Consider the following 15,878-nt stretch of genomic DNA (forward strand, 5'->3'; position numbering starts at 1 on the left):
GGGTGGCGCTGTTCGCCTGGCGAGAAGTCCGCCCGGAGCACGGCCCCGGGAGGGGCCGGCCGCGGCGGCCGGAATGACGCCGCATCAGGACGACAGCCCTGGTCGGGGCGTCGGCCGGGCCTGCGGGTTCCGTCGGTCGGACGCGTCCCGCCGGCCGCTCCGCTCCCCTACAGCGTTGCACAGCACGGCCCGGTCCCGCTGCCCGTCATCGGACCGGCCGATCATGCACCTGCCATGACAATGGTGCGCGATCGGCCCGGTCCGTTCCCGGGGCGGGCCCGGTTCCGGCACCGCCGGCCGTCAGGAGGCGTGCGCCTTGTCGTACTGCGCCTTGATCTCGCTGGGGACGCGGCCCCGGTCGTTGATCTCCAGGCCCTGCTCCTTGGCCCAGCTGCGGACCTTCGCGGTGTCCGGCCCCGAGGCCGCGGCGGCGGGACGACCCGCGCTCCGGCTGCTCGTGGCGCGGCGGGCCCCCGCGATGCGGCCGCTCTGCTTGCGGCCCTTCTCGACGTACGGGGCCAGCAGATCGCGGAGCCTGTCCGCGTTGGCGCTCTTCAGGTCGATCTCGTAGGCAACGCCGTCCAGCGCGAACGTCACCGTCTCGTCCGCGGAGCCACCGTCGAGATCGTCTTCAAGAATGACCTGCACCCTCTGTGCCACGGGCTTCCCTTTCCGAGTAAACGACCATTTGCCTAGGCAAAGGAAACCGCCTTTTCCCGGAAAACACAAACCCCTGCCGCGCGGAGTCGGGTCCGCGGGGCGCACGGGGGGAGCGCTCAGAGGTGCAGCAGCATGCGTGAGTTGCCCAGCGTGTTCGGCTTGACCTGCTCCACGTCAAGGAACTCCGCGACACCTTCATCGTACGAGCGCAGGAGTTCTTCATAGACTTCCGCCGCGACGGCCGCCGGGTCCGACGTGCGGTCGTCGGTCTCGCCGATCTCGACGAAACCGTGTTTCGCGAAGAAGGCCACCTCGAACGTCAAGCAGAAAATCCGACGGACGCCGAGCCACCGGGCGGTCTGTACCAGCTTCTCCAGGAGCGCGTGCCCGATGCCGAACCCCTTGCAGGCCGGATGGACCGCGAGCGTGCGGACCTCGGCCAGGTCCTCCCACATGACGTGCAGGGCGCCGCAGGCGACGACGGTCCCCGTGTCGTCGCGCTCGGCCACCCAGAACTCCTGCACGGATTCGAACAGGGTGACGGTCGGCTTGTCGAGCAGAATGCCGTCACGTGAATAGGCGTCGATGAGCGCCCGCACGGCCCGCACGTCGGTGGTCCGCGCCCGGCGGATGGTGACCTCCATGCCGGGACGTTATCGTGCCGCACCGCTCCCGGTCTCCCCGGTTCCGAGGGAAGGACCGGCCCGTTCCGGCGGATCGGGTTCCGCGGGGAGGACCGCGGTGACCCGCAGGGCGTCCCGGAGGGCCTCCCGCTGCTCCGGCGACATCAGCCCGAAGAAGTGCACGAGGGCCGCCGCCGGATTGTCGCTGGTGGCCCAGGCGTCGTTCATCAGCGCCGCCGTGTACGCCTCGCGGGAGGAGACCGGCTCATATCGATAGGCCCGGCCGACCTGTTCCCGGCGCAGCCAGCCCTTTCTGTGGAGCTTGTCGAGCACCGTCATCACGGTCGTGTAGGCGATTTCGCGTTCCGCCTGCAGATCGTGCAGAACCTCGCGAACCGTGACCGGGCGGTTCCACCGCCACACCCTGGTCATGATGTCGTTCTCGAGTTCTCCGAGTTGCCGCACCATAGTCCGGCCAGGATAGGAACTGAATCGGACAAAATTGGCGATTCGGCAAGCGAACCGGCGCGGGGGCCCCCCCCCGGGGGGGGGGGGGGGGGGGCCCCGGGGGGGCGGGGGGGCGGCGCGCCGGAGGGGGCACCTGGAGCGCCTGGCTATTCGGCGGTACGGCCCGCCGAGGCGGCCATCGCGTCGGCCGCGGCGTCCTCCTTGCCCTTCTGGGAGCCGCCCTGGCTGCGGATGATCGCCCGCACCAGGAAGCCGAAGCCGATCGCCATGACCAGCGGCGGCACGATCGCACTGACGTAGTCCATCAGGTCACTCCTCCTCGGAGGTGGTGGTGGTCTGCTTCTCCGGCTTCACCAGCGGGAACAGCACCGTCTCGCGGATGTTCTTGCCGGTCAGCAGCATGATCAGGCGGTCCACGCCGAGGCCGAGGCCGCCGGTCGGGGGCATCGCGTACTCCAGGGCGCGGAGGAAGTCCTCGTCGACCTGCATGGCCTCGACGTCGCCGCCGGCGGCCAGCAGCGACTGCGCGGTGAGGCGGGCGCGCTGCTCGACCGGGTCGATCAGCTCCGAGTAGGCGGTGCCGATCTCGGTGCCGAAGATGACCAGGTCCCACTTCTCGGCGACGCCCGGGACCGAGCGGTGCTGCCGGGTGAGCGGGGAGACCTCGGTCGGGTAGTCCCGGATGAAGGTCGGGCGGATCGCGTGGTGCTCCAGCAGCCGCTCGATCATCTCCAGGACGATCTGGCCGTGCCCCCACTCCTTCTCCCACGGCACGCCGGCCCCGTCGGCGAGGCGGCGCAGCTCGTCCACCGTGGTGTCCGGGGTGATCTCGGTGCCGATCCGGGCGGAGATCCCCGGGTAGACGGAGACCTCCTCCCAGGGCTCGGCCAGGTCGATCTCGTGCTCCTGGCCGTCCGGGCCGAGGCCGCGCACGACGGTGGTGCCGAGGGCGTCCCGGGCGGCGTTGACGACGATCGCGCGGATCAGCTCGGCCTGGGTGTCGTAGTCGCCGTACGCCTCGTACGACTCCAGGGCGGTGAACTCCGGGTTGTGGGTCGCGTCGGCGCCCTCGTTGCGGAAGTTCCGGTTGATCTCGAAGACCTTCTCGGCGCCGCCGACGACCAGCCGCTTGAGGTAGAGCTCGGTGGCGATGCGCAGGTACAGCTCGATGTCGTACGCGTTGATGTGCGTCGTGAAGGGGCGGGCGTTGGCGCCGCCGTGGATCGGCTGCAGCATCGGGGTCTCGACCTCGAGGTAGCCGCGGTCCTCGTAGGTGCGGCGGATCGAGCGGACGACCTTGCTGCGCAGCTGCAGCATCTCGCGCGCCTCGGGGTTCACGATCAGGTCGACGTACCGCTGGCGCACCCGCGCCTCGGGGTCGGTCAGGCCCTTGTGCTTGTCGGGCAGCGGCCGCAGGCACTTGGCGGTGAGCTCCCAGCGGTCGACCATCACGCTGAGCTCGCCGCGGCGGGAGGTGATGACCTCGCCCTCGACGCCGACCTGGTCGCCGAGGTCGATGTCGGTCTTCCAGGCGCCGAGCCGCTCCTCGCCGAGCTTGTCGAGGGAGAACATCACCTGGAGGTCGCCGGAGCCGTCGCGCAGCGTGGCGAAGCAGAGCTTGCCGCCGGTGCGGGCCAGGATGACGCGGCCGGTGATGCCGACCCGCTCGCCGGTGGCGGTGTCCGCGGCGAGGTCCGGGTGCTTGGCCCGCAGGTCGGCGATGGTGGAGGTGCGGGGGAAGCCGACCGGGTAGGGGTCGACGCCGGCCGCCCGGAGCCGGTCCAGCTTCTCGCGCCGGACGCGCATCTGCTCGGGGAGGTCGTCGGTCGCAAGGACGGTGCTCTGATCGCTCACCCCACAAGGGTAGCCACCGGCACGGCCTGGTCCGGCACGGGATGACGGCGACGGCCCCGGGCGTCGCGCGGAGGCGCCGGGGCCGCCGGGTGCGGGGTGCTCAGCCGGTGCCGGTGGCGAGTTCGGTGTCGTCGTCCTCGGGGGCGGGCGGCTCGTTCTGCGGGTTCGCCTTGGTGCGTCGCCCGAAGAGTTCGGCGGGGGTCGGCATCCGGCGCGGCTGGGGGCGCTCGGCGGGGGCCGGGGACTTGGGGGTGCTCATGGGGATGCGTCCTCCAACGGTGATGGCGGGCAGGGATTCGGACGCCGGGTTCGGGACGGCCGTCAGGTGGCGCTGCCCCGAGGTGAGGGACAGTCGCTCGCGCACCTCCGCCTCGGCCAGGGCGTGGCAGCGGCCCGCCAGGCGGGAGCGGCGCGAGCGCTCGGCGGGGCCGCAGGGCTGCCGGGAGAGCGACCGCAGCGCGGAGAGGTCGTCCGGGGTGGGGAGGTAGCCGTCGGCGACCGCCTCCTCCAGCCGTTCGAGGTAGCCGCAGGCGCTGCCGGGCAGCGCGGCGCGGTAGCGGGACAGGTCGGCCAGCAGGAAGCTGCGCAGCCGTCCGCCCTCCCGGGCGGCCTCGTCGATCGACTCGGTGAGCCGCAGCGCGTCCTGGACGTCCTCCGCCCACAGCGCGGCGGACGGCCCGGGCGGGTGCAGCCGCTCGTGGAGGGCCGGGTGGAGGGCTTGGGCGAGGGCGCGGCGCAGCACGCGGACTTCGTCGGCGCTGAAGGCCATGCCGCCGCGCGATCCGTGTGGCGTAGGCATGAGGTGACAGTACGTGGCGTACGTCCGATTTCGGGCGATTGGCGCCGCAGTTGTCACGATTGGCGCATCTGCCGCTGATCCGACCTGCTGACGGTCGGCCCGGTGGACCGGACCGGCCGTCAGCAGGCTTTCCGCCCGGCCCGTCAGGCCTTGTTGCGCTCGAAGACCAGCCGCAGACCGATCAGCGTGAGCCAGGGCTCGTGCACGTCGATCGTCTCCGCCTCGCCGAGCACCAGCGGCGCCAGGCCGCCGGTGGCGATGACCTGGACGTCGTCCGGGTCCTTGGAGAGCTCCCGGGCCATCCGGTTGACCAGGCCGTCGACCTGCCCGGCGAAGCCGTACAGGATGCCCGACTGCATCCCTTCGACGGTGTTCTTGCCGATGACGTTGCGGGGGCGGGCAAGCTCGATCTTGCGGAGCTGCGCGCCGCGCATGCCGAGCGCCTCCACCGAGATCTCGATGCCGGGCGCGATCGCCCCGCCGACGTAGTCGCCCCGGGCGTTCACCGCGTCGAAGGTGGTGGCGGTGCCGAAGTCGACCACGATGCACGGGCCGCCGTAGAGGTGGTTGGCGGCGAGCGCGTTCACGATCCGGTCGGCGCCGACCTCCTTGGGGTTGTCCATGAGGACGTGCACGCCGGTCTTCACCCCCGGCTCCACGATCACCGCGGGCACGTCGCCGTAGTAACGGCGCGTCACCTCGCGGAGCTCGTGGAGCACGGCGGGCACGGACGAGCAGATCGCCAGCCCCGACACCCGGTCGTCGCCCGCGGGCGTGCCGGCCGCCCGCGGGGTGCCGGCGACCGGATGGGCACCCATCAGCCCCTGCATCAGCACCGCCAGCTCGTCGGCGGTGCGGCGGGGATCGGTCGAGATCCGCCAGTGTTCGACGATGTCCTCGCCGTCGAACAGGCCGAGCGTGGTCTGGGTGTTGCCGACGTCGATGCTGAGGAGCACGGGATGGCTTTCTGTCGAGGTGGGGTCAGGCCCGGAGGTCCAGGCCGATGTCGAGGACGGGCGAGGAGTGGGTGAGGGCGCCGACGGCCAGGTAGTCGACACCAGTCTCGGCGACCTCGCGGGCGGTGGCCAGGGTCAGCCCGCCGGAGGCCTCCAGCTTCGCCCGGCCGGCCACCAGGGCGACGGCCTCCTTCAGCTGCGGCACCGTGAAGTTGTCGAGCAGCACGAGCTCGGCCCCGGCCTCCAGCACCGGCGGGATCTGCTCCAGGGTGTCGACCTCGATCTCCACCGGCAGCTCCGGGTACGCGGCCCGGACGGCCCGGAAGGCCTCCGCGACGCCGCCGGCCGCCACCACGTGGTTGTCCTTCACCAGCGCGGCGTCGGAGAGCGCCATCCGGTGGTTCGCGCCGCCGCCGCAGCGCACCGCGAACTTCTCCAGCGCCCGCAGGCCCGGCGTGGTCTTGCGGGTGTCGCGGACGGTCGCGCCGGTGCCCTCCAGGGCGTCCGCCCAGGCACGGGTGGCGGTGGCGATGCCGGAGAGGTGGCAGAGGAGGTTCAGCGCGCTGCGCTCGGCGGTGAGCAGGTCGCGGGTACGGCTGCGCACCGAGAGCAGCACCTGGCCGGCCTCGACCCGGGCGCCGTCCTCGACGTGCCGCTCGACCTCGAACTCCTCCTCGCAGACCAGCGACACCACGGCCTCGGCCACCCGCAGGCCCGCGACGACGCCGGCCTGGCGGGCCGTGAAGTCGGCGGTGGCCACGGCGTCCGCCGGGACGGTCGCCACGGAGGTGACGTCCTCGCCGCCGGCCAGGTCCTCGCCGAGCGCGAGCATCGCGATGTCCTCGACCTCGACCGGGTCGAGGCCGGCCTCCTCCAGCAGCCCGGCCAGGGCCGGGTCGAGGCCGGTCTCGTACGCCTCGCCCTCGCCGCAGGCGCAGCCGTCGCCGCAGCCGCCGGCCAGGGGGAGTTCGTCGTGGGTCATCGGGTGCTCCTTGAGCGTTGACGTCCGGCGGGGGCCGGGCGGAGGGTGCGGCGGCCGTCGGCCGCGCGGGTCGGTCGTGGACGGGGCAGGTCAGGGCCGGCCGGCGGACGCCTCGGGGGTGCCGTCCGCGCCGAGGACGGTGACCAGGTGGCGCAGCCAGTGCGCGTCGTCGCGCTCCGGGAAGTCCTCGCGCCAGTGGCAGCCGCGGGTCTCCTCGCGCAGCACCGCGGCGGCGACCAGGGCGGTCGCCACCAGGTGCAGGTTGGCGGCCTCCCAGGTCTCCACCCGGGGGTCGGCGGGCTTGCCCTCGTCGAGGTGGGTGCCGGCCTCCCGGCCGAGCGCGGCGAGGCCCTCGGCGGTGGCGGCCATCGACGCGGCCGAGCGCAGCACGCCCGCACCGTGCGTCATCAGCCGCTGGATCTCGGCCCGGGTCTCCGGGGCGAGCAGCGGTGCGGTGCGCGCCGAACGGGCGGCGGCGACGTCGACCGAGCGCTCGGGGAGGTCACCGGTGCGGTGCCGTTCGGCCAGGTCGGCGGCGATCCGTTCGGCGAAGACCAGGCCCTCCAGCAGGGAGTTGGAGGCCAGCCGGTTGGCGCCGTGCACGCCGGTGCAGGCGACCTCGCCGCAGGCGTACAGGCCGGGCACGGTGGTGCGGCCGGTGAGGTCGGTGCGGATGCCGCCGGAGGCGTAGTGCGCGGCGGGCGCGACCGGGATGAGGCCGGTGACCGGGTCGATGCCGTGCGAGCGGCAGGAGGCGAGGATGGTGGGGAAGCGCTGCTCCCACATCTCGGCGCCGAAGTGCCGGCCGTCGAGGTACATGTGCTCGGCGCCCTGCAGCTGCATCTGCTGGGTGATGGCCTTGGCGACGATGTCGCGCGGGGCCAGCTCGGCGAGTTCGTGCTGCCCGGCCATGAACCGCACGCCCGCGCCGTCGACGAGGTACGCGCCCTCGCCGCGAACGGCCTCGGAGACCAGCGGCTGCTGGCCCTCGGCGTCCGGGCCGAGCCAGAGCACGGTGGGGTGGAACTGGACGAACTCCAGGTCGGTGACCTCCGCACCGGCGCGGAGCGCCAGCGCGACGCCGTCGCCGGTGGAGACCGCCGGGTTGGTGGTGGCGGAGAAGACCTGGCCCATGCCGCCGGTGGCGAGCACCACGGCGCGGGCCCGGATCGCGCCGACGCCGTCGCGCTGGCCCTCGCCCATGACGTGCAGGGTCAGGCCCGCGGTGTGGCCGTCGGCGTCGGTGAGCAGGTCGAGGACGAGGGCGTGCTCGATCAGCTCGATGCCCGGGTCGGAGCGGACGGCGGCGACCAGGGCGCGCGATATCTCCGCGCCGGTGGCGTCGCCGCCGGCGTGGGCGATCCGGCGGCGGTGGTGGCCGCCCTCGCGGGTGAGGAGGATCGCGCCGTCGGCGTCCTGGTCGAAGGCGGCGCCGATGCCGATCAGCCGGTGCACGGCGTCCGGGCCCTCGGTGACGAGGGTGCGCACGGCTTCCTCGTCGCAGAGGCCGGCGCCGGCGACGAGGGTGTCGTCGAGGTGCTGCTCGGGGGTGTCGCCGTCGCCCAGGGCGGCGGCGATGCCGCCCTGGGCCCAGCGGGTGGAGCCGTCGTCGAGCATCGCCTTGGTGACCACCATGGCCCGCAGGCCGGCCTTGCGGACGTTGAGCGCGACGGTGAGGCCGGCGACCCCGGAGCCGACCACGACGACGTCGGTGGTCGTGGTCCAGCCGGGGACGGGGGCGGTCAGGCGGTACGACATGGCGTTCACATGCTCCTTCAGCGCGCGGCGGTGGGGGTCGCGCCGTCCGCATCACGGTACGCGCCCCCTGCCGTCGGGGTGGGTGCCACCAGGTCGCCGCGGACGAGGCCGCTGCCCTCGGGTGCGTGGGCGGTGTCGCCGCCCGTGCCGGTGATCCGGTTGTCGCCGTCCACGAAGACCACCTTCGGCAGGTAGCCCTTGGCCTCGGCGGTGTCCATCTGCCCGTAGGCGATGAGGATCACCAGGTCGCCGGGGTGCACGAGCCGGGCGGCCGCGCCGTTGATGCCGATCACGCCGGAGCCGCGCGGCCCGGCGATGGTGTAGGTCTCCAGGCGGGCGCCGTTGTTGATGTCGACGATGTGGACGAGCTCGCCGGGGAGCAGGTCGGCGGCGTCGAGCAGGTCCTCGTCGACGGTGACGGAGCCGACGTAGTGCAGGTCGGCCTGGGTCACGGTGGCCCGGTGGATCTTGGACTTGAGCATGGTGCGGAGCATCTGGTCACGCCTCCTGTGAGTGCATGCCTACTACGGACGGTGCGGATGGTGCGGTGCGGTGGTGCTGCTCATCGGACGATGATGCCGGTGTTGTCGATCAGGCGGGCCGGGCCCACCTTCGCGGCGACGGCCAGCACCGCCTCGCCCTGGAAGTCGTCCGGCACCTCGGTGAAGGAGTCCGGGTCGATCAGGGCGAGGTAGTCGAGGGTGACACCGTCGGCGGTGTCCAGGACGCCCGCGGCCGCGTCGCGGACCGCCTTCGGGCCCTGTGCGCCCGCGTCGCGGCCGGCGAACAGCGCCTTCGAGAGGGCGAGTGCCTGCACGCGCTCGGCGTCGGAGAGGAAGCGGTTGCGCGAGGACAGCGCCAGGCCGTCCTCCTCGCGGACGGTCGGGACGCCGACGATCTCCACGTCGAAGTCCAGGTCGGCGACCATGCGGCGGACGAGCGCCAGCTGCTGGGCGTCCTTCTCGCCGAAGAACGCGAAGTCCGGGTCGGTGATGTGCAGCAGCTTCGCGACGACGGTCAGCATGCCGTCGAAGTGCCCGGGCCGGGAGGCGCCCTCGAAGCCGGCGCCCATCGGGCCCGCGGAGAGGCGCACCTGCGGCTCGCCGTTCGGGTACACCTCCTCGGCGGTGGGGGCGAAGACGACGTCCGCGCCGAACTCCTGTGCGAGCGCGAGGTCGGCGTCCAGGCTGCGCGGGTAGCGCTCCAGGTCCTCGCCCGCGCCGAACTGCAGCGGGTTGACGAAGACCGTCACCGCGACCCGGCCGTCCTGGCCGACCTGCTTGCGGGCGGCGCGGATCAGCGCGGCGTGCCCGGCGTGCAGCGCGCCCATCGTCATGACGACGGCGTTGTCCACCGGCTGCTCGTCGGGCCAGAAGGCCGCCTCGAACTCGGTGACGGTGCGGGTGAGCACGGTCGTGGGGGTGGCCTTCGCCTTCGGCTGCTTGCCGCGTGCCATCAGGTGGTCTCCTCGTTCAGTACGTCCAGCAGCGCCGCCGCCGCCTCTTCCTTGAGCGATCCGCCCCGGACCGCCCGCTGCGCGGTGGCGCGGGCCATCGCACGGTACGCCTGGCCGATGTCCGGCGACACCGCTCCCAGCTGTCCCAGGTGACGGCGGACGGTGCCGGCGTCGCCGCGGGCGACCGGGCCGGTGAGCGCCGCGTCGCCGGAGCGCAGGGTGTTGTCCAGGGCGGCGCCGAGCAGCGGGCCGAGCAGCCGCCCCGGCTCGGCGACGCCGGCGGCGTGCAGCAGCTCCATCGCCTGCGCGACCAGCGTGACCAGGTGGTTCGCGCCGTGCGCGAGCGCCGTGTGGTAGAGCGGACGCACCTCCTCGGGCACCCACTCCGGCTCGCCGCCCATCTCCACCACCAGCGCCTCGGCGACGGGCCGCAGCTCCGGCGGCGCCGTCACGCCGAACGGGCAGCCCGCCAGGCGGTCCAGGTCGACGGAGGTGCCGGTGAACGTCATCGCCGGGTGCAGGGCCAGCGGCAGCGCGCCCGCGCGGGTGGCCGGCTCCAGCACGGCGACGCCGTGCGCGCCCGAGGTGTGCACCACGATCTGTCCGGGCCGGACGGCGCCGGTGGAGGCCAGCCCGGCGACCAGGCCGGCGAGTGCGTCGTCGGGCACGGTGAGCAGCACCAGGTCGGCGGCGGCCAGCACCTGCGGCGGCGTGACCAGCCGCACGCCCGGCAGCATCGCGTCGGCGCGCCGCCGGGAGACGGCGGACACCCCGGACGCGGCGACCACCCGGTGCCCGGCGAGCTGCAGGGCGGCGCCCAGCGCGGGCCCGACCCGGCCGGTGCCGACCACGCCGACCGCGAGGCGGGCGGGCCGGTTCTCCGGGTCCAGCGGATCGCCGAAGGGATCGGTCGGCCCGAGGGCCGGGGCATTGTCGGACGCGCTCACCGCTCGGCCCTCGCCATTGCTTTCCCGTTCCAGTCCTGTGCAGGTACCAGACGTACCGGTCCATCGTACGGGTCGGCCGCCGCGCGCCCGCGTGGGGCCGGGCGGCAGGCGGGCGCGGTCAGTCGGCGGCGCCGGCGCGGACGAGGCCGTTCTCGTAGGCGAGGACCACGGCCTGGACCCGGTCGCGCAGGCGGAGCTTGGCGAGGATCCGGCCGACGTGCGTCTTCACGGTCGCCTCGGACAGGCCGAGGCGCGCCGCGATCTCGCTGTTCGACAGGCCCTGGGCGACCAGCAGGAACACCTCGCGCTCGCGGTCGGTGAGCGGCTCCAGCACGGGTGTGCCGGGCACCGACGAGGGGGTCGGCAGCACCTGGGCGAAGCGGTCGATCATCCGCCGGGTGGTCGTCGGCGCGACCACCGCGTCGCCGCCGTGCACCGAGCGGATCGCCGTGACCAGCTCGGTCGGCGGCACGTCCTTGAGGAGGAAGCCGCTGGCCCCGGCCTTCAGGGCGGCGAAGGCGTACTCGTCGAGGTCGAAGGTGGTGAGGATGAGCACGTGCGGCGCCCCCGGGCGGGGTGCGCCGGTGGCGTCCAGGCAGATCTGCCGGGTGGCCTGCACGCCGTCCATGCGCGGCATCCGGACGTCCATGAGGATCACGTCGACCTCGGCGTGCGCCAGCACCTCCAGGGCCTGGGCGCCGTCGCCGGCCTCGGCGGCGATCTCGATGTCGCCCTGCGACTGCAGGACCATCCGGAAGCCCGTCCGCAGCAGTTCCTGGTCGTCGACGAGCATCACGCGGATGGGCACGGTCGGGCACTCCTTCGTCGGCGGGACCATCGGGTTCACTTGGCGGCCCTCAGCGGGAGGACGGCCCGGATGCGGAAGCCGCCGCCGGGCCGCGGGCCGACGTCGAGGCTGCCGCTGACCATGCCGACGCGCTCGCGCATGCCGATCAGACCATGGCCGGTGCCGTCGCCACCACCGTCGTCGGCCCGGGTGCCGACGGCGCCGCGGCCGTCGTCCTCGACGAGCACCTCCAGGTCGTGCGCGCCGAAGTCGACGGCGACCCGCGCCCGGGCGCCCGGACCGCCGTGCTTGCGCACGTTGGTCAGCGCCTCCTGGACGATCCGGTACACCGTCAGCTCCAGCCCGCGCGGCAGCTCCCGCTGGTCGCCGGAGGTGGCGAAGTCGACCGGCAGGCCGGCCGTGCGGACCTGCTCCAGCAGCTCCGGCAGCTCCTCCACGCCGGGCTGCGGCACGTACTCCCCGGCCGTCTCGGAGGTGCGCAGCACCCCGAGCAGCCGGCGCATCTCGACCAGCGCCTGGCGGCCGGTGCCGGCGATGGTGGCGAGCGCCTCCTTCGCCTGCTGCGGCGAGTTGTCCAGCACGTAGGCGGCGCCGTCGGCCTGAACGATCATCACCGAGACGTTGTGCGCGACGACGTCGTGCAGCTCGCGGGCGATCCGGGCGCGCTCGGCGGCGACCGCGACCTTCGCCCGGGCGTCCCGCTCGCGCTCCAGCCGGGCGGCCCGGTCCTCCAGCTCGACCAGGTACGCCGCCCGGACCCGGGTCAGCCGGCCCCACGCCCAGCACAGCACGAACGGCGTCGACATCAGCACCCCGATGAACACCGTCTGCCACGCGCTGGGGCCGGGCGGCGCGTCCACGGACTCCGCCGGGCCGCCGCCGCTCCCGTCGAACCGCCACAGCGTCAGCGGCCCGGCCGCCAGCCCCACCGCCAGCACCAGCCGCGACGCCCACGGCGAGCCGAAGGCGGCGCCCGTGTAGGCGAAGACCAGGTAGCCGATCGACGACCCGCCCGGCTCGATGTGCAGGGCGAGCTGGCCCAGCCCCAGGGCGGTGCCGCCGGCCGCGGCGAGGTCCGGGCGGCGGCGCCGGACGGCCATCAGGGCCGCGATTGCGAAGGAGACCGCCACGCCGCCGTACCGCTGCCAGCCGGAGGTGGTGAAGTCCGAGAGCAGCCCCAGCAGCAGGACGACCAGTGCCCAGGCGGAGTCCACCACCATCGGGTGGCGGCGGAGCCAGGCGTTGAGTCGATGCACCTCTCAAGCGTAGGCAGTCGCGGAGGGCCCCAGGTCCGCCGCGAGGGCGATCCGGTATCCGCCGCAGGGTGGAGACGCCCCCTCCGGAAGGTAGCGTCCTGCCCCATGACGTGGATGCGGTGGCGGCCCGCCATGGAACGCGCGCTGTACGGCCCCGACGGCTTCTACCGCAGGCCGGAGGGCCCGGCCGGACACTTCCGGACGTCCGTGCACGCCTCGGCTGGGTACGCGGGGGCGGTGGCCCGGCTGCTCGCCGAGGTGGACGAGGCCCTCGGCCGCCCGGCGGAGCTGGCCTTCGTCGACGTCGGGGCGGGCCGCGGCGAACTCACCGCGGGCGTGCTCGCCGCCCTCGACCCGCCGACGGCCGCGCGGGTCCGCCCGTACGCGGTGGAACTCGCCGACCGCCCGGCCGGCCTGCCGGAGCGGGTGGTGTGGACGGACCGGCCGCCGGCGGGGGTGCGCGGGCTGCTGTTCGCCAACGAGTGGCTCGACAACGTGCCGCTGGACGTCGCCGAGCCCGGCGGGGACGGCGTGCTGCGCTACGTCGAGGTGTCGCCGGAGGGGGAGGAGCGCCCGGGCGGCCCGCTGGACGCCGCCGACGCCGCGTGGGCGGCCCGCTGGTGGCCCGGCGGCGGACGCGTCGAGATCGGCCGCCCCCGCGACGAGGCCTGGGCGCGGGCCGTCGGCAGCCTCGCGCAGGGGCTCGCGGTCGCCGTCGACTACGCGCACGGCGCCGGGGACCGCCCGCCGTTCGGCACCCTCGCCGGCTTCCGGGCCGGCCGCGAGGTGAGGCCCGTCCCCGACGGCAGCTGCGACGTCACCGCGCACGTCGCCCTCGACGCCGCGGCCGCGCCCGCCGTCCACAGCCTGTGGACGACGCAGCGCGCCGCCCTGCACGCGCTCGGCGTGCACGGCGGACGGCCGCCGCTCGCCCTCGCCTCCACCGACCCCGCGGCCTACCTGCGGGCCCTCGGCGGCGCCGGGGAGGCGGCGGAGCTGACCGACCCGGCCGGCCTGGGCGGGTTCGGCTGGCTCGTGCAGGCCGTCCGCATGCCGGTACCGCGGAGCCTGGCGGGCCTGCCCGCACCCGCGGGGTGGCAGACTCTGATGCCATGAGGGAGACGACGGTCGGCATCGGCGCGGGCGCGGAGCAGTTCACGGGCGAGCTCGGCACCAGCGACATGGTGCTCAACATCGGCCCGCAGCACCCGTCCACGCACGGCGTGCTGCGGCTGAAGCTGGTGCTGGACGGCGAGCGGATCGTCGCCGCGGAGCCGGTCATCGGCTACATGCACCGCGGCGCCGAGAAGCTCTTCGAGGCCCGCGACTACCGCCAGATCATCATGCTGGCCAACCGGCACGACTGGCTCTCCGCCTTCTCCAACGAGCTCGGCGTGGTGCTCGCCGTCGAGCGGATGCTCGGCATGGAGGTGCCCGAGCGGGCCGTCTGGACCCGCACCCTGCTCGCCGAGCTCAACCGGGTGCTCAACCACCTGATGTTCCTCGGCTCGTACCCGCTGGAGCTCGGCGGCATCACGCCGATCTTCCACGCCTTCACCGCCCGCGAGGAGCTCCAGCACGTGCTGGAGGAGGCCTCCGGCGGCCGCATGCACTACATGTTCAACCGGGTCGGCGGCCTCAAGGAGGACCTCCCCGCCGGCTGGCTCGGCCGGGTCCGCCGGGCGGTCACCGCCGTCCGCGGACAGCTGCCCGTCTACGAGGACCTCGTGCTCGGCAACGAGATCTTCCGCGGCCGCACCGCCGGCGTCGGCGCCCTCACCCGCGAGCAGGTGCACGCCTACGGCGTCAGCGGCCCGATCGCCCGCGCCAGCGGCGTCGACTTCGACCTCCGCCGCGACGAGCCCTACCTCGCCTACGGCGAGCTGCAGGACGTGCTCACCGTCGTCACCCGCGAGGAGGGCGACTGCCTCGCCCGCTTCGAGTGCCTGCTGGAGCAGACCGCCAACTCCCTGGCCCTCGCCGACGCCTGCCTCGACCGCCTCGCGCAGGCCGCCCCCGGGCCGGTCAACCAGCGGCTGCCCAAGGTGCTCAAGGCCCCCGAGGGCGCCACCTACGCGTGGACGGAGAACCCGCTCGGCGTCAACGGCTACTACCTGGTCTCGCGCGGCGACAAGACGCCGTGGCGGCTCAAGCTCCGCTCGGCGTCGTACAACAACATCCAGGCGCTGACCGAACTGCTGCCCGGCACCCTGGTCGCCGACATGGTCGCGATCCTCGGCTCGATGTTCTTCGTCGTCGGCGACATCGACAAGTAGACCGACAAGCAGGCCGGGCGGCGCCCCCGCCCGGCCCGCCCGTCAGTCGGCGGGGTGCGGGGCGAGGTTCCGGTGGCCGCCCGAGGCGATCCGCTGCTCGCAGAGCCCCACCAGCACCGCGTACGCCTCCGGGCCCATCAGCTCGGTCAGCTCGGCGCGGTAGCCGATGTACACCGGGTCGGGCGCGTTGTGCGCCTCCGGGCTGCCGGTGCACCACCAGTGCAGGTCGTGGCCGCCCGGCCCCCAGCCGCGCCGGTCGTACTCGCCGATGCTCACCTGCAGGTAGCGGGTGTCGTCCGGGCGGTCGATCCAGTCGTAGGTGCGCCGTACCGGCAGCTGCCAGCAGACGTCCGGCTTGGTCTCCAGCGGCTCGCGCCCCTCGGCCAGCGCCAGGATGTGCAGCGCGCAGCCCGCGCCGCCGGCGAAGTCCGGGCTGTTGCGGAACAGGCAGGCGCCGTCGATCCGGCGGGTCTGCCGGTCGCCGTCCTCGTCGAACATCGTGATGCCGCCGTCGAGCCTGATCCGGCCCCTGGCGTCGGTGCCGTGCGCGTGGTTCTCCCACATCTGCGGGGTCAGCCGGGCGGCGTGCCCGGCCACGCGCTGCTCGTCGTCCTCGTCGGAGTAGTGCGCGCCCAGCGTGCAGCAGCCGTCCGAGGCGCCGCGGCCCTCCCGGATGCCGTGGCACCCCTTGCCGAAGATGCAGCCCCAGCCCGACGTCAGCCAGGTGAGGTCGCAGCGGAACACCTGCTCGTCGTCGGCCGGGTCGGTGAACTCCGCCCAGGCCCGCGGGAAGTCCAGCGGAACCTCCGGCCGCACGGTCGGCATCGCCAGGTCGACGACCGCCGGGGCGGCCCCCGGACCGCTCTTTCCCGGCTTCTTGCGCTTCTCGGTCTCTGCTGCTGCCACGCTGCAAGGGTATGGCCTTGCAGCGGCATCCCCGCAGTACCGGGGCCCGGAACCGCCCGGGCCCGGTGTGCGCAGGCCCGCGGCGGCTCGTGAAGGCAGGGTGAAAACGCCCGCAGCGCCCGCGGCGGC

At 74.0% G+C, this 15,878-nt stretch carries 17 protein-coding genes; 2 read left to right on the forward strand and 15 right to left on the reverse strand.

Going from position 1 to position 15,878, the window contains the following annotated elements; genetic code table 11:
* Positions 1-300: 300 nt before the first annotated feature.
* From SNE206_RS12280 to SNE206_RS12345, 14 genes are all read right to left on the reverse strand, one after another.
* Positions 301-660 (reverse strand): Lsr2 family protein, encoded by a 360-nt coding sequence (locus SNE206_RS12280; RefSeq protein WP_407913333.1) that lies wholly within the window; start codon positions 658-660, stop codon positions 301-303.
* Positions 661-776: 116 nt separating this feature from the next.
* A complete protein-coding gene (locus SNE206_RS12285; RefSeq protein WP_407913334.1) occupies positions 777-1,304 on the reverse strand; it encodes an amino-acid N-acetyltransferase in 528 nt (175 codons plus the stop codon).
* Positions 1,305-1,313: 9 nt separating this feature from the next.
* Complete coding sequence (locus tag SNE206_RS12290; RefSeq protein ID WP_407913335.1) at positions 1,314-1,751, reverse strand: BlaI/MecI/CopY family transcriptional regulator; 438 nt, start codon at positions 1,749-1,751, stop codon at positions 1,314-1,316.
* A gap of 146 nt (positions 1,752-1,897) precedes the next feature.
* Positions 1,898-2,056, reverse strand: a complete 159-nt coding sequence (locus tag SNE206_RS12295) for a hypothetical protein (RefSeq protein ID WP_405012731.1) — start codon at positions 2,054-2,056, stop codon at positions 1,898-1,900.
* Positions 2,057-2,060: 4 nt separating this feature from the next.
* Positions 2,061-3,605 carry a bifunctional lysylphosphatidylglycerol synthetase/lysine--tRNA ligase LysX gene (gene lysX / locus SNE206_RS12300; protein ID WP_407913336.1) on the reverse strand — a complete coding sequence of 515 codons (1,545 nt, stop codon included), beginning with the start codon at positions 3,603-3,605 and terminating at the stop codon, positions 2,061-2,063.
* A gap of 100 nt (positions 3,606-3,705) precedes the next feature.
* The gene (locus tag SNE206_RS12305) at positions 3,706-4,404 is read right to left on the reverse strand and encodes a hypothetical protein (RefSeq protein ID WP_407913337.1); all 699 of its coding nucleotides are present in this window, start codon (positions 4,402-4,404) and stop codon (positions 3,706-3,708) included.
* 143 nt (positions 4,405-4,547) lie between these two features.
* Positions 4,548-5,360: a type III pantothenate kinase gene (locus SNE206_RS12310; RefSeq protein ID WP_407913338.1), complete on the reverse strand. Its 813-nt coding sequence runs from the start codon at positions 5,358-5,360 to the stop codon at positions 4,548-4,550.
* A 25-nt stretch (positions 5,361-5,385) separates the two neighbouring features.
* Positions 5,386-6,342: a carboxylating nicotinate-nucleotide diphosphorylase gene (nadC, locus tag SNE206_RS12315; protein WP_407913339.1), complete on the reverse strand. Its 957-nt coding sequence runs from the start codon at positions 6,340-6,342 to the stop codon at positions 5,386-5,388.
* 90 nt (positions 6,343-6,432) lie between these two features.
* Positions 6,433-8,100 carry an L-aspartate oxidase gene (locus tag SNE206_RS12320; RefSeq protein WP_407913340.1) on the reverse strand — a complete coding sequence of 556 codons (1,668 nt, stop codon included), beginning with the start codon at positions 8,098-8,100 and terminating at the stop codon, positions 6,433-6,435.
* Positions 8,101-8,117: 17 nt separating this feature from the next.
* Complete coding sequence (gene panD / locus SNE206_RS12325) at positions 8,118-8,594, reverse strand: aspartate 1-decarboxylase (protein WP_407913341.1); 477 nt, start codon at positions 8,592-8,594, stop codon at positions 8,118-8,120.
* 68 nt (positions 8,595-8,662) lie between these two features.
* On the reverse strand, positions 8,663-9,556 hold the full coding sequence (panC, locus tag SNE206_RS12330; RefSeq protein ID WP_407913342.1) for a pantoate--beta-alanine ligase: 894 nt from the start codon (positions 9,554-9,556) through the stop codon (positions 8,663-8,665).
* A complete protein-coding gene (locus SNE206_RS12335) occupies positions 9,556-10,503 on the reverse strand; it encodes a Rossmann-like and DUF2520 domain-containing protein (RefSeq protein WP_407913343.1) in 948 nt (315 codons plus the stop codon). Before SNE206_RS12335 ends, panC begins: the two co-directional genes overlap by 1 nt.
* 118 nt (positions 10,504-10,621) lie before the next feature.
* Positions 10,622-11,311, reverse strand: a complete 690-nt coding sequence (locus tag SNE206_RS12340; protein WP_407913344.1) for a response regulator — start codon at positions 11,309-11,311, stop codon at positions 10,622-10,624.
* Between the two features lie 35 nt (positions 11,312-11,346).
* A complete protein-coding gene (locus SNE206_RS12345; RefSeq protein WP_407913447.1) occupies positions 11,347-12,531 on the reverse strand; it encodes a sensor histidine kinase in 1,185 nt (394 codons plus the stop codon).
* A 141-nt stretch (positions 12,532-12,672) separates the two neighbouring features.
* Between SNE206_RS12345 and SNE206_RS12350 the strand changes: the two genes are divergently transcribed.
* Complete coding sequence (locus SNE206_RS12350) at positions 12,673-13,683, forward strand: SAM-dependent methyltransferase (RefSeq protein ID WP_407913345.1); 1,011 nt, start codon at positions 12,673-12,675, stop codon at positions 13,681-13,683.
* Positions 13,680-14,843 carry an NADH-quinone oxidoreductase subunit D gene (locus SNE206_RS12355; protein ID WP_407913346.1) on the forward strand — a complete coding sequence of 388 codons (1,164 nt, stop codon included), beginning with the start codon at positions 13,680-13,682 and terminating at the stop codon, positions 14,841-14,843. Before SNE206_RS12350 ends, SNE206_RS12355 begins: the two co-directional genes overlap by 4 nt.
* A 42-nt stretch (positions 14,844-14,885) precedes the next feature.
* On the opposite strand, the gene SNE206_RS12360 is transcribed toward SNE206_RS12355, so the two are convergent.
* Positions 14,886-15,668, reverse strand: a complete 783-nt coding sequence (locus SNE206_RS12360; RefSeq protein ID WP_407913448.1) for a hypothetical protein — start codon at positions 15,666-15,668, stop codon at positions 14,886-14,888.
* Positions 15,669-15,878 lie beyond the last annotated feature (210 nt).

The organism is Kitasatospora sp. NE20-6, assembly GCF_045862635.1.